This window comes from Dysgonomonas sp. UBA7710 (assembly GCF_002482385.1).
Taxonomy (GTDB): Bacteria; Bacteroidota; Bacteroidia; order Bacteroidales; family Dysgonomonadaceae; genus Dysgonomonas.
Window position 1 is genome coordinate 1 of the sequence record NZ_DLFW01000038.1, and the last position, 14,580, is coordinate 14,580.

At 40.3% G+C, this 14,580-nt stretch carries 13 protein-coding genes; 2 read left to right on the forward strand and 11 right to left on the reverse strand.

Going from position 1 to position 14,580, the window contains the following annotated elements; genetic code table 11:
• Positions 1-1,042 precede the first annotated feature (1,042 nt).
• From ettA to B3317_RS11570, 7 genes are all read right to left on the reverse strand, one after another.
• Positions 1,043-2,731, reverse strand: coding sequence for an energy-dependent translational throttle protein EttA (gene ettA / locus B3317_RS11540; protein WP_291111607.1), 1,689 nt, complete (start codon positions 2,729-2,731; stop codon positions 1,043-1,045).
• A 34-nt stretch (positions 2,732-2,765) separates the two neighbouring features.
• On the reverse strand, positions 2,766-4,427 hold the full coding sequence (locus tag B3317_RS11545) for an AMP-binding protein (protein WP_291111609.1): 1,662 nt from the start codon (positions 4,425-4,427) through the stop codon (positions 2,766-2,768).
• Between the two features lie 256 nt (positions 4,428-4,683).
• Entirely contained in the window at positions 4,684-5,745 is a 1,062-nt protein-coding gene (locus tag B3317_RS11550) for a bifunctional 3-deoxy-7-phosphoheptulonate synthase/chorismate mutase type II (protein ID WP_006799604.1), read from the reverse strand.
• A gap of 13 nt (positions 5,746-5,758) precedes the next feature.
• Positions 5,759-6,928 carry a pyridoxal phosphate-dependent aminotransferase gene (locus B3317_RS11555; RefSeq protein ID WP_291111613.1) on the reverse strand — a complete coding sequence of 390 codons (1,170 nt, stop codon included), beginning with the start codon at positions 6,926-6,928 and terminating at the stop codon, positions 5,759-5,761.
• Positions 6,929-6,991: 63 nt separating this feature from the next.
• Positions 6,992-7,834 (reverse strand): prephenate dehydratase, encoded by an 843-nt coding sequence (locus tag B3317_RS11560; protein ID WP_291111615.1) that lies wholly within the window; start codon positions 7,832-7,834, stop codon positions 6,992-6,994.
• Positions 7,835-8,106: 272 nt separating this feature from the next.
• Positions 8,107-8,562: a cupin domain-containing protein gene (locus B3317_RS11565; protein WP_291111617.1), complete on the reverse strand. Its 456-nt coding sequence runs from the start codon at positions 8,560-8,562 to the stop codon at positions 8,107-8,109.
• A 28-nt stretch (positions 8,563-8,590) separates the two neighbouring features.
• Positions 8,591-9,340 carry a GH25 family lysozyme gene (locus B3317_RS11570; RefSeq protein WP_291111619.1) on the reverse strand — a complete coding sequence of 250 codons (750 nt, stop codon included), beginning with the start codon at positions 9,338-9,340 and terminating at the stop codon, positions 8,591-8,593.
• Positions 9,341-9,455: 115 nt separating this feature from the next.
• On the opposite strand from B3317_RS11570, the gene B3317_RS11575 reads away from it, so the two are divergent.
• Positions 9,456-9,851 (forward strand): CD225/dispanin family protein, encoded by a 396-nt coding sequence (locus B3317_RS11575; protein WP_291111621.1) that lies wholly within the window; start codon positions 9,456-9,458, stop codon positions 9,849-9,851.
• Positions 9,852-9,916: 65 nt separating this feature from the next.
• A complete protein-coding gene (locus tag B3317_RS11580; RefSeq protein WP_291111623.1) occupies positions 9,917-10,324 on the forward strand; it encodes a DUF2752 domain-containing protein in 408 nt (135 codons plus the stop codon).
• A 26-nt stretch (positions 10,325-10,350) separates the two neighbouring features.
• Here the strand turns inward: B3317_RS11580 and B3317_RS11585 are convergent, their stop codons facing one another.
• From B3317_RS11585 to argC, 4 genes are all read right to left on the reverse strand, one after another.
• Positions 10,351-11,472, reverse strand: coding sequence for an aspartate aminotransferase family protein (locus B3317_RS11585; RefSeq protein WP_291111625.1), 1,122 nt, complete (start codon positions 11,470-11,472; stop codon positions 10,351-10,353).
• A gap of 7 nt (positions 11,473-11,479) precedes the next feature.
• A complete protein-coding gene (locus B3317_RS11590; RefSeq protein ID WP_291111627.1) occupies positions 11,480-12,826 on the reverse strand; it encodes a MutS-related protein in 1,347 nt (448 codons plus the stop codon).
• A 37-nt stretch (positions 12,827-12,863) separates the two neighbouring features.
• Complete coding sequence (locus B3317_RS11595) at positions 12,864-13,202, reverse strand: four helix bundle protein (protein ID WP_291111629.1); 339 nt, start codon at positions 13,200-13,202, stop codon at positions 12,864-12,866.
• A gap of 75 nt (positions 13,203-13,277) precedes the next feature.
• Complete coding sequence (gene argC / locus B3317_RS11600; protein WP_291111631.1) at positions 13,278-14,246, reverse strand: N-acetyl-gamma-glutamyl-phosphate reductase; 969 nt, start codon at positions 14,244-14,246, stop codon at positions 13,278-13,280.
• Between the last annotated feature and the right edge of the window lie 334 nt (positions 14,247-14,580).

Sequence of the window (14,580 nt, forward strand, 5' to 3'; positions counted from 1 at the left end):
GTACAATGGCTGCGGCAAGCAATGGCAGCCCGCCTGTCAGCATAGAAAAAATTGCTGTTTTTCCCATTTGAAATAATCTCGTTGTTTTTTATTCATACTCGCATACTCAATCACTGATTGAATATAAAACATGACAAGAATACAGCTCAATTTTGTAGATTTTTTGAATTTCATGAAAATATAGAACTTTGAATTGCGGAAGCCGCTTTATTCTTATTTCCGCGATAACTTGTAAAACAAAGAAAGCCTGTCATAACGACAGACTTTCTCCAGATTAATTTAATTTTCTTACTATGACACGGTCAGACCCGGTTAAAGGGCTATTGACCGTCAGGATTAAACTTTACGGTTACAAATTTACCTGTCAATTTTGTAGAATTTTTGAAGATTTGCTATCTGGTTATTGAAATAACAAATAAATATGCCGGGAAAGAACGAAAAACATCAAATCCGGTTGACAGGCTGTTGTATTTTCATGGAATTTTTCATTTTTATGAATTAATTCAAAAAAACTTCTAAATTGCCACTTATACTTGTATTATATTTCATAATGCAACTTGTAGTTTTACGTTTGTGCTTTTCATGAAGCCGGTTTTTACAATACACATTTGTCTATTGTCTTTATATCTCGTGTTATTGTAATTTCCTTTAATAACTATAATAGCTTCATTTACAAATATGCCTGTCGGGATGACAGGCATATTTTATTCGAGGGTATGCCCTAAAATCATATTTTTATTTTTAAATTTTTCAATCTTCAAAAAATCTTTAAAATTGAGGTTTAACTTTGCTTGCATATTTAATATTGGTAAAGCAACCTAATCTAAGAATTAGGTTCATTTGAAAAGGCCTGTCGTGAGACAGGCTTTTCTTTATATTCTTCTTTTTTATACGGAAGAGTATATAATAAGAAGAAGAAGAAGAAAATGACTTTAACCGGATCGCTTCCGGATTAAAGTCATTTCTTAAAAATCTTTCAGTCCACACCTTAAAGATGCAGTAAGTTATGAATCCGGCAGCCTTTTAACCGACCACCCGGTAATTAATTAATCAATTTTCTGTAACGAATACGTTTTGGCTCCACATTACCCATACGTGCCTTCTTATTTTCTTCGTATTCGCTGTAGCTGCCTTCAAAGAAAAATACTTCCGAATTGCCTTCAAAAGCCAGAATATGCGTACAGATACGATCGAGGAACCAGCGGTCATGCGATATCACAACGGCGCAACCTGCAAAGTTTTCCAAGCCTTCTTCCAAAGCACGCAATGTATTTACGTCGATATCATTGGTAGGCTCATCAAGTAGCAATACATTGGCTTCCGACTTCAAAGTCAATGCCAGATGCAAACGGTTACGCTCCCCGCCGGAAAGTACACCCGTGAGCTTTTCCTGGTCTCCTCCCGAGAAATTAAAGCGGGACAAGTAAGCGCGGGCATTAATATCTTTTCCTCCTACGCGGACAAACTCACTTCCCCCCGAAATAACCTGATAGACAGTCTTATTAGGATCGATATCTGCATGCGATTGATCTACATAACCTATCTTTACAGTCTCTCCAACTTCAAATGTTCCTCTATCAGCTTTCTCCAACCCCTGAATCAAACGGAACAAGGTGGTTTTACCCGCTCCATTCGGCCCGATAATACCGACAATACCCGATGGCGGCAGCATAAATTCAAGATTATCGAACAAGAGCTTATCACCGAAAGCCTTGGTTACTCCATGTGCCTCTATTACCTTGTTACCGAGACGCGGGCCGTTAGGAATAAATATTTCCAGTTTTTCTTCCCGTTCTTTCTGGTCGGCATTCAGCATCTTCTCATAGTCATTCAAACGGGCTTTACCTTTTGCATGACGGGCTTTTGGAGCCATACGCACCCACTCCAATTCCCGTTCGAGGGTTTTGCGGCGCTTACTGGCCTGCTTCTCTTCCTGCTCCATACGCTTGGTCTTTTGCTCAAGCCATGATGTATAGTTTCCTTTCCATGGAATACCTTCCCCTCTGTCGAGTTCAAGAATCCATCCGGCAACATGGTCGAGGAAGTAGCGGTCGTGGGTGATACAGATTACTGTACCTTTATATTGTTGAAGATGTTGCTCCAACCAATCGATAGACTCCGCGTCCAAGTGGTTGGTAGGCTCATCGAGTAGCAATACATCCGGTTCCTGAAGCAACAGGCGGCAAAGTGCGACACGGCGTGCTTCCCCTCCCGAAAGGTTTGCGGTCAATTGGTCTTCGGGCGGACAACGGAGCGCATCCATCGCACGCTCGAGCTTATTGTCTATATTCCATGCGTCGCTTGCATCTATCTTATCCTGCAGTACTGCCTGACGGGCAAACAGAGCGTCCATTTTATCTGCATCCTCGTAATATTCAGGCAATCCGAATTTTTCATTAATGCCTTCATATTCTTTCAGCAAATCCATGATAGGCTGTACACCTTCCTGTACTATTTCCTTCACGGTCTTGGCAGGATCGAGCTTCGGGTCCTGTTCAAGATATCCTACCGAAAAGCCTTTGTCCGATACTATTTCACCCTGATATTCCTTATCTATTCCGGCTATAATCTTCAACAGCGTGGATTTACCCGAACCGTTGAGGCCGATGATGCCGATCTTGGCTCCATAAAAGAATGACAGGTAAATGTTCTTTAATACTTGTTTTTGTGGCGGGTATAATTTACCGACGCCCATCATTGAAAAAATAATCTTTTTATCGTCTACTGACATGAGTCTATATTAGTTATGAGTTATGAGTTATAAATTATAAGTTCTTTTGATATAAAAAGCGTTTAATACTTCTCTTCGGCGTCTTTTCAAATTCCTGATCCTGCAATCTGAAATTCACCACCTGACTGTATCCCGGCAGGCGTTTATTTATCGCTTTCAATTCAGCCACAAAAATAGCAGAATAATCCTCTTCTTTCACATCATGCGCCTTCAAATAATCTTTATCAGGATAAATAAGAGCGATCAGTTTACCATTTTCCTCGATTACAAGTGATTCGGCAATATAAGGTGAATTATTGAAATAGTCTTCAATTTCTTCCGGATAGATATTCTGTCCCGACCCACTGAGTATCATTGTCTTACTACGGCCTCGAATAAATAAGAACCCATCACGGTCCATCACGCCCAAATCCCCGGTACGCAACCATCCTGCACTATCCAGAACCTGGTTGGTCGCTTCTTCATTTTTGTAGTATCCCAACATTACATTTTGTCCCTTCACTATTATTTCTCCGGCTTCGGTTTCCATATTGGACGATTCTATGCGGACACTCATACGGTCGACAGGGCGGCCACACGAACCTTGCTTATATGTTTCCCAATATTCATAGGAAATAAGCGGGCCGCATTCGGTCATACCATAACCAACTGTGTAGGGGAACCTTATATCCGTGAGGAAAGCACCTACTTCTTTATTTAATGCAGCTCCTCCAATGACTACCTCAACCAGCTTATTGCCAAAGACAGGCACAAGCTTTTCCGCAATTTTCTTATACACTTTTTCCCTGAAGAAAGGAATTTTAATCAGCGTCTTGACCGGCTGCTTCTTCAACTGAGGAAAAACACGGCTCTGTATTATCTTTTCGATAATAAGCGGCACAGCCAGCACCAATGTTGGATTCACTTTAGAAAAAGCATCCAGAATTATTTGCGGTGATGGAACACGGGTCAGGTAATGTATATGACACCCCTTGGCTATAGAAAGCAATACCTCGAAGGCCAACCCGTACATATGCGCCATAGGCAACATACATACTATGCCGTCACCCGCTTTCACAAATTCGATACTATCTATTGCGAAACGGGTATTAGACCACAAGCTCCGGTATGGGATCATCACTCCCTTAGGATTGCTGGTAGTTCCTGACGTATAATTAAGTACTGCCAGTTCATCCGGAGACTCGTCATAAAAGATGACATCTTCCTGTGAGAATCCTTTCGGATATTTAACATTGAATGTCTGTTCCAAGTGAGAGCATGATTCCAAAAATTTAGCTGAACGCGATTTCTGCGCCGAAAAGTCATCTATCAGTAAAATAGCTTCCACAGACGGCATTTGTACAGGATCTACCTTGGACCATACATATTCATCCGCGAACAGGACTTTCGCTTCGGAATGATTTACAAGTGTATGTATATTCTCTCCGCTAAAATCATGCAGAATCGTAGTTATAACAGCACCATAAGTAAGCGAGCCGAAAAAGGCTACAGCCCAGTTAGCCGAATTCTTGCCACAGATAGCGATTTTATCTCCTTTCTGAACCTCAAGATCATCGAACAAGATATGTAATTGCGCTATTTTTTTTGCAAAATCCTTATATAGGTATGTTTCTCCGTTATAATCGGTCAATGCCGGACGTTCCCAGTTATTAACTATTCCCTCCCGGATGAGCGTCAAAAATTTATTATTTTCCATATAATCATTCTATAGGTGATAGATGCAAATGTAAACAAATTCTGAGATTTTATGCCATATAAACATTGCAAATATCATAATTGCAACCGTAATGCTAACAAGCATTATCTGAGGCAGGAACTTTGTTATAATTATTAATATATGGAAAACCTTCTATGACGAATTATATCAGATATCTGTTGCAATACACTATTAAGATATATAAATAAAGGGTGAATAAAACCCACCCTTTACTTAATAACTGATAAACAGATATTTATTTATTCAGAATATCTATTTGCTGTCTTACGGATTCTTCGTGAATCGCTTCCAGAACCACACGCATAAATTCCGGATTCATACCCATACCTTCTGCCTGGGAAATACGCTTGCTTAGTATTTCATCATAGCGGTCGGTCTGCACAATGGTCATGTTATGCTCTTTCTTGAATGTACCTATCTCGCAAGAAATACGCATACGTTTAGCCAGTAGTTCCAGCAACTGGTCGTCTATTTCGTCAATCTGCCTGCGCAATACAGACAAGTCTTCTGTCGACTGCTTACCATCACGGATAACCAAAACCGAAAGAATCTCTTTCAATCTCGATGGTGTCACTTGTTGCGAAGCATCGCTCCATGCATTATCAGGATCGCAATGTGTTTCAATAATCAGCCCTTCGAAATTCAGGTCCATGGCCTGTTGAGAAAGAGGCTGGATCAGATCGCGCTTACCTCCGATATGGCTTGGGTCACAAATGATAGGCAAATCAGGGTAACGACGTTTCAGTTCGATAGGGATATGCCATTGGGGAAGATTACGGTAAATCTTTTTATCATACGAACTGAATCCACGATGGATCGCACCCAGTTTAGTCAACCCTACATTGCTAAGGCGTTCGAGTGCTCCAATCCATAATTCCAAATCGGGATTTACCGGATTCTTTACCAGTACAGGAATATCCACGCCTTGCAAGGCTTCTGCAATCTCCTGCACGGCAAATGGATTAGCCGTAGTGCGGGCTCCTATCCAGAGCATATCAATACCGTACTTCAATGCTTCATATACATGCTTCTGTGTAGCAACTTCAGTTGAGACATACATCCCTGTTTCCTGCTTCACTTTTTTCAACCATGCAAGACCTTCACTGCCCACTCCTTCAAATCCTCCGGGTTTTGTCCGAGGTTTCCAGATGCCTGCACGCATAATTTTGATACCATCAGCTGCCAGTTGGCGGGCTGTATTTAATGTTTGTTCCTCCGTTTCGGCACTACACGGGCCCGCGATCACCAAAGGACGTTCCGGGTCAACTCCCGGCAGTAAGATTGATTCTAATTCCATTTTATCTGAGTTTTTATGATTGTAATTTCTTTATTCTTTCCAGTGCCTCTTTCAGCATATATTCATTGCAGCAAAGCGATATACGGATGTATCTTTCTCCTTTGCTCCCAAATATAAACCCGGGTGTAAGGAATACTCCGGCATCGTATAAAATTTTATCAGCCAGTTCCTCGCTGCTTTTATACTTCGCAGGTATTTTTCCCCAAAGAAACATACCCACCTGATTCTCATCATATGTGCAGTCCAGTTCGTCCATTATGGCAGCAGCATATTTACGGCGATTTGCATATAGTTCTATATTGTTTTTCCTATGCCATTCATCCGAATTATTCAATGCGGCAATAGTAGCCATTTGCATGGGTTTTAGAATACCGCTTTCGATGTTACTGAGCACTTTGAGTATCCACCCTATAAACTGAGGATTGGAAACAACCAGACCGATACGCCATCCGGGCATATTATGCGATTTACTCATTGAGTTTAATTCGATACAAATCTCTTTAGCACCTTCCACTTGCATGATACTAAGCGGGTTCTCGTTCAATATAAGGCTATACGGATTATCATGGGCTATGACAATACCATGCTCCCTGCCAAATACAACCAGCTTTTCGAACAGGCCTAACGAACCGTTCGCGCCTGTCGGCATATTCGGATAATTAACCCACATCAGCTTTACACCGGATAAATCCATTTTTTCCAATGCTTCAAAATCGGGCTGCCAGTTGTTATTTTCATCCAGATCGTATGTATGAATCTTCGCGCCTGCCATCTTACTTACAGATGTGTATGTAGGATAACCGGGATTTGGTACCAAGACCCCATCTCCGGGATTGAGAAACGCCAGAGAGATGTGAAGGATACCTTCTTTTGAACCAATTAACGGCTGTATCTCCTTTGCCGGATCGATCGTCACTCCATACCAACGTTTGTACCAGGCTGCAAAAGCATCACGCAACTGAGGGATACCCATATGCGGCTGATAGCCATGTGCGTCGCTCTTTACGGCAGACTCGCCCAGAGCTTCAATAGTCTCTTCTGACGGAGGCAGGTCGGGACTGCCAATGCCAAGGCTGATAACACTCTTCCCTGCGGCATTCATTTCCGCTACTTCTCTCAATTTGGTAGAGAAATAGTATTCCTGCACTGTATTCAGGCGGTCGGCGGGTATTATTTCTTTCATTTTTTAAGCTGATAGCCATTAGCTGATAGCTGATAGCCTGTTAAGTTTATAACTCATAATTATTTAAAGTTCGCTCTGACGGCCTTCCGGGTATTCACCCAGTGTTTTTAGTTCACTTATCAGGGGGCGGATAGCATCCAGCGATTGGTGATAACGCTCCAAATCCGAGAATTTGAGATCTACATAAAACTGATATTCCCACTCCCGCCCGACAATCGGCAAAGACTGTATCTTGGTGAGACTGATACCATAGAAAGAAAATACAGACAATACTTTCGAAAGGCTTCCTTCAGTATGCGGCAGGGTGAACACAATAGATGATTTGTTTATGACCTCGTTTAGCTGAATCTCATCCACAATCCATTTATTGCCAAAAATAAGAAAGCGAGTAAAATTGTGCTTATTCGTCTCAATTCCTCTCGCCAGTATATCCAGTCCATAAATTTCAGCTGCTCTCACGCTGCATATAGCAGCCGTAGCATGCAAACGCTTTTCGGCGACATCTTTCGCTGCCAGAGCTGTATCCTCATGTTCAATAATGCGTACCCCGGGTAATGTATCCAGAAAATTAGTACATTGCATCAGCGCGATAGGATGCGATTCCACTTCCTTTATATCATGGATGGTTTGTCCGGGAAGGGCTGCCAGACAATGAGATATACGTTGCTTAAACTCACCCGCAATAGGAAGCTTATTCTCTTTCAGTAATTCATAATTACCCAAAAGGCTCCCGGCAATGGTATTTTCTATAGCCATAATACCAATTGTATTCGGCTCTTTTTTGATGGTAGTAAAGATATCGCGAAATGTAATGCAGGGCACTATTTCGACCTCTTCTTCAAAGAAATTCTCAGCGGCAATGCCGTGATATGCTCCCAGTCCTCCTTGTATTGCAACTTTTCTCATTTGTTTAGTTATTGCCAAAAAAAAATCCCGTCATACTTGACAGGATTCTATATATCTGATTGTTTTATTTTATTTTCAATTTTCTCATACAAAATCCTGTTTCACCTTCTAAAAAAGTAAAAGTAAAAAAAGAAAAAGTATGTAGAAAAATTCTTCATTTCAATAACCTTGTTATGATTATGGATACAAAAGTAATACTTTTTTGAATAAAACAAACATTTTGTCTTTTTTATTTCAAAAATTTAAAAATAAGTAAATCCCCGTATCCTCCGTTATCTCCATTTAGGATCGTAAAGAACCCGCTCCCCATCAGCAGAACTATACTGATTCAGTGAATCTTCCCTTGACTGAATAACCATATAAATCATTGTTTCATCAGAAGAATTACGCAGGCATCTCTTTCCTGCCGGTGATATTCTCACCACACTGCCTTCCGTTATGGGAAAGCAATCCTCATCTACCTGAAAATCACCGGACCCTTTTAATATGATATAAGTCTCTTCATTTTGTTTATGGATATGAAAATAGGAAAGATCTGTTCTTGGGGGTAGCATCTGAAATGAGATTTCAGTACCTGTCGCACCTGTCGCTTCTTTCAGGAAAACCTTGCCTGTTATCTCCTGCCTATTCCTGGGATGAATAAGTGAATACTCATTCAAATTATCTAAACCGCCGATATTAATTGCCGTATAATTTTCATTTTCTGAGATTCGCTTAACTTCTTTCATATAGTTCAGTTCTTATTTTCAAAATAACTTATTCACTTACAACAGCTTTTCTATTTAAAAGTTTTTCAAATTCTTCACGGCTTCCATTGAAGGCATTCAGGTCGACCGGGGTATCTATGCCGTCTATCCGCCCCCGGTTCGAGAATTGCCAGAACAGCCAGTCACGGCCATCAGGTAAATTGGGTTTTGCGATAATATCACGTATCCAGATCGGATTATCCGGGAATTGGTGTTGCAGATAATTTTTATAGAATTCATTTGTAGTATAAATAATCACCTTGCGTTGATAATGGTCCTCTATAATCTCAAAGTAGTTGGCTATTTCAGCGATTAGATCCTCCTTCCGGTTTGCAGGACTACAATTGCCACCGTACTCCAGATCGACAATAGGTGGTAAATCTATACTATCACGAGGGACGTAGTGTATATAATTCCGGGCTTGCTCCTCTCCGTCTTTACAAAAAGTAAAGAAATGATAGGCTCCCGACAGTATCTTATTCTGACGGGCTTCGCGCCAGTTAAGTTGAAACATGGAATCTTTATGATTGCCTCCTTCTGTGGCTTTGATAAAGGCAAACTGAACCTTTTTCTTATCCAGCTTATCCCACTCTATCTCTTGCTGGTGATGTGAAACATCAATACCCTGTACCGGATAATCTTTAAAAGACGGATAATTCAAACGGATGTATCCATTCATAAAAGCCACGTATACTCCGGCACAGATAAAAACAATCATGGCCAATACAATAAGGGAATACAGTGTAACTTTTACTTTCATTGGTACTTATTTAAACCGGATAACGAAGTTATGATTAATTTTTCTTTTTGTATGTTATATTTTTATATATATTTGACCAGTATTAACAAACTTTTTTAATAATAATATCATAACCATGACAGAATTTAGCAACCAAGGTTATCAAGAACCTGCTCAAGAAGCTAACAGTTGGGAAAACCCGGCTAAACCACCAAGACCAAATAATAACTTGATTTTAGCTATCATCGCTACAGTTGTAAGTTTGATAACCTGCTGCGGATATGTCAGTTGTATCGGTTTTATCCTCGGTATTATTGCCATAGTATTCTCCACTCAGGTAGATTCCAAATATTTTGCCGGAGATTATGCCGGGGCAGAGAGCGCTGCCAAGAATGCTAAATTATTGTCATTAATAGCCATAGGTACAATTGTTCTGTCAATTGTCTGGATTATTGTTTCTATCATATTGGCAGGTGGTATTTCTGCTATCATGGAGCAATATCAGACTATGATGGATCAGTACGGAGCTTAATAGCTACTAAATTTAAATATTATAATACAGAAAGGTAATTTCAATGGAATTACCTTTCCTTTTTTATGAAGAAGTATATACTGCTTATATCAGCCATTTTATTCCCGATCGTTATTATAGTCGTTTATTATGCAATCTATAATATGGCGGGAGACAACGCGCCCTGTACATTCAAAGCGGCTACCGGATTAGAATGTCCCGGATGCGGCGGACAACGGGCTTTGCATTTCCTATTGCATGGAGATATATCAGAGGCTTTACGCTATAATATATTCTTTATCGTAGCGGGACCCTTTCTGGCTTACTTCTACTATCTGGCTGTAAGGGTTTATATACTCGGGCAGGAAAAGTATCTGAAAAGCTTTGTATTCAAACCCTGGTTCGGATATACACTTCTGATTACAGTTATCCTGTTTTTCATCCTGAGAAATATCCCTCTCTGGCCGTTTACCTATCTGGCTCCTCCCCCATAAAGAAGTGGCACCAGCCTTCACATATTTCAGAGCACTTTTTTAAACCTTTCGAGAAACTCTTTTGCCTGTTCTATTGTCAGGCAAAGCGGAGGCAGTAAACGAAATACGTGTGTACCTGTAGCTCCGGTAAAAACTTTTTCTTCAAATAAAAGCTTCGTCCGTTTTTCTTTTATAGGCTCGTCAAACTCCATACCTATCATAAGCCCGCGTCCGCGTACTTCTTTTATCTGAGGGAATTTTCTAAGTTCTTCCATCAGGAATTCGCCGACATTGTAAGCGTTTTCGATAAGCTTCTCATTCTTCATTATGTCAAGTACTGCGATAGCTGCCGCACAAGCCAGATGATTCCCCCCGAATGTGGTTCCCAATTGTCCGTATACAGCTTTAAACATCGGATTAATCAAAACTCCCGACATCGGGAAGCCGTTACCGATACCTTTAGCAACAGTTATCAGGTCGGCTTGTATTTCCGCATACTGATGGGCGAAAAATTTACCGCTGCGGCCATATCCGGATTGTATCTCATCCAGAATCAGGATAGTTCCTGTTTCGGTACAAACTTCGCGAAGTTCTTTCAGGAAATCATCGTATGGTATTTGGATGCCTGCAACGCCCTGAATACCTTCTATAATAACAGAGCAATATTCTTTTGTGGCCAACTCCTTCTTTACAAATTCAATATCATTAAAGGGAGCGAACACTACATTCTCCGACTGATTTACAGGCGCTGAATACGCAGGGATATCCGTTGTGGCAACAGTAACCGAAGTACGTCCGTGAAACGCTTTCTTAAACGAGAGTACTTTCATGCGTCCATTATGGAACGAAGCCAGTTTTATTGCATTCTCGTTTGCTTCCGCGCCTGAGTTTACAAGAAACAGAAAATAATCGGGATAACCGCATTGTTCCCCCATCTTTTGCGCCAGTTCCTGTTGCAGCTTATTTATTACAGAATTGGAATAGAACCCGAGTTTATTCAACTGCTCTGTAAGTTTGGCCACATAGTAAGGATGTGTATGCCCCACCGATATTACAGCATGGCCTCCGTAAAGGTCTAAGTATTCATTACCCTTATCGTCATACACATAACATCCTTTACCTTCCACGACATTGATGTCGAACAGCGGAAATACATCGAATAGTTTCATTGTTGATTTATATATTATTTATTTCTTTAATTGTTTCTATTAAGTTCTCTTTCCGGATAATGTACATTCCTAACCTGACCGGCGAAATTCCGTCTTTCAGCTTATATGTGTAGACAGGATGTCCGTCCTGTTCGAGAATCTCGAAATAAGAAAATTCTATATTCTTATTGGCTTCCAGCTCTTTGGTCACTTCTACAATATGGGAAGATATAACAAAGAACGAACTTTTCACCTCCGTAAATGCATTCACTACAGCCAATGTGCCGTCATAAGCATCTTTCACATTTGTACCCCTGAATAATTCATCGAAGATCACCAGCATATTCCGATGTGTTTTCAGCTGACGGGCAACATCCTTGATACGCATCACCTCTGCATAAAAATGGCTGTAACCGGAACTCAGGTTGTCGGAAATATTAATTGTAGTACACAATCCCGACAATATACTCAAAGTCATCCTCTTTGCAGGAACAGGGAATCCCACATGCGCCAGATATGCTGACAATCCCAGCGCTTTCAAGAAAGTGGATTTCCCCGCCATATTCGGCCCCGATATAAATAACAGGTTCGATGGCTTTTCAAAGCCCATATCATTTGGAATAGCCTCTTCTACAAAGGGATGGTATAAACCATCTATCTCCAGCCGGTTATTATCGGCCGGAAGCATTTCGGCATACGACAGTCCGTATTTATCAGCGGCTTTTGCAATGGATAGAAAAGCATCGTATTCGTATATAAGGTCAAGAAAGAAGAGAATATCTTTTTTGTGAGTATAGCGAAACATATAATCGAGCCGGGATGTCTCATAAGAAGGTATTTTCCGCCCCAATTTAATGATGCCGGCATAGTCGTCCGAAGAAAATATTTCCAAGACCTTTTCGTTATTCTTTTCCAGCAATTTCGGATAATTATTTTCCTTAAACTTATCTGCCAAAACATGGGAAAAAGCATATATTGTTTTCAACAGGTCGACAGTAGAGCCAACTCCTTTCTTTACCAAATAGTACTCGGTATTCGTACTTATCCTGTCCATTATCATCCTCTCCAGGGCTGTAAACCATGTAGGAATACGTGTCGGATAATCACCATGCCGGATATAATATTCTGTAAAATCAAGAGAATCTTTATCCACGCTCAGGCCTTCGGGCAAATATTTCTGAAAGAACGCGATTGTGTCTGTCCGTTCGGTTATCTTTTCCAGATCGGTCAGAGGATTGGACAAAAAATTATAGAGTATCCTCCTGCCACCATAACACTGAGTGTGATTAAACAGGCTGAATACAGACGTACCGTCTTTGACTGTGTCAAAGATTTCAAGGTCTTTCAGGGTTTGGGAGTCTACTTCAAATTTCATAATTGTAAGTATTAAGTTGTGAGTAATAAGTAATAAGTCAGGATACTACCGACTTCCTTACAGCACTGATAAAAGCTATAAACATGGCTTTCAATTCATTCATTTCACATTCCAACATCAAATAATCTTCATCTTTCAAATAATCCAACTCTTTTGCTAACAATATATAATAAATATTTTCATTCAATGAGCCTAAAGCTATATTTAAGAATTGGACAAAATCAGGTTTTGTGTTCCTTCCAGCACCTTCTGCAATATTTGCAGGAACAGAAATTATAGAACGTCTGAGTTGCGAAGTTAAACCATAAGTCTCTTCTTTTGGAAAAGAAAGCGATACTTTGTATATCATTAGAGTCAAAATATGAACCTTTTCCATATTTTAAGACTATGAAAATCTTGCATATTTTGTCCTTTCTTACTTTTTACTCATTACTCACAACTTAATACTTTTCTAAAAAGCCGAAGCTTTCATCTTCAACCCTTCTGTTTCGTCTAATCCGAATATCAGGTTCATATTATGTACTGCCTGTCCCGACGCACCTTTTACCAGATTATCTATGCAGGAAAGGATAAGCAGCTTATTCCCGTGCTTTTCCAAATGCAAGATACACTTATTTGTATTTACCACCTGCTTGAGATCTATATTTTTATTGGAGACAACGACAAAAGGACTTTCCTTGTAAAAATCCTGATATAATTTCGCGGCCTCTTCAATAGTTCCGTCAAATTTCAGATAAGTAGAAACAAATATACCTCTGGTGAAATTACCACGGACAGGTATAAAGTTAATATCTTCTGTAAAACCGGTCTGTAACTGAGTTAAGGACTGGCGTATCTCGGTCAGGTGCTGATGTTCGAAAGCCTTGTAAACAGAGATATTATTCTCCCGCCAACTGAAATGGGAGGTTGCCGACGGCTTTACTCCCGCCCCGGTGGAGCCTGTGATAGCATTCACATGGATTTCCGTATTCAGCAATCCGGCCTTCGCCAGTGGCAACAGGCCTAACTGTATGGCTGTGGCAAAACATCCGGGATTAGCGATATAAGATGATTTCCGTATCTCTTCTTTATTCAGTTCCGGTAAGCCGTAAATGAATTTATTTCCTTCGGCTTTGTGTCTGTAGTCGGTAGACAGGTCTATAATTTTCAGATGTCCGGGGATCTCATTCGTTTCCAGAAACTTCTTGGTATCACCGTGCGCCGTACAAAAGAATAAAACGTCTATTTTATCGTAAGGCAACTGGTCGGTAAAGTTCATATCCGTATCGCCTAACAATCCGCTATGTACATCCGTGAGTTTATTACCCGCGTTACTTGTACTGTTTACAAATACCAATTCCACCTGCGGATGATTGATTAATATCCTTATCAGTTCTCCGGCAGTGTAGCCGGCTCCCCCTATAATTCCTGCTTTTATCATAGTTCTATTTTTTATTTCAGAAGCTTTTTACAAATATTTTCATGGTTTTCCTTATAGGGCATACCCTCCTTACTTTTTCTTAAATAAACAATATTCTCTCGCAAAGGCGCAAAAGGTAACAAAAGTAACAGATATATCAGTAAACAGTTATCAGTAAACAACTGGTATCTCGTGTCTTGTCTACTCGTATCTCATATAACTTTCAACTTATTACTTAAAATTTACTACTTGTTAAAAGGTAACAAAGGTTACACTATTTACAGTGAACAGTTATCAGTCATCAATTAACAACTGGTAAAATATAAAAACTTTGCGCCTTTGCGTCTTTGCGTGA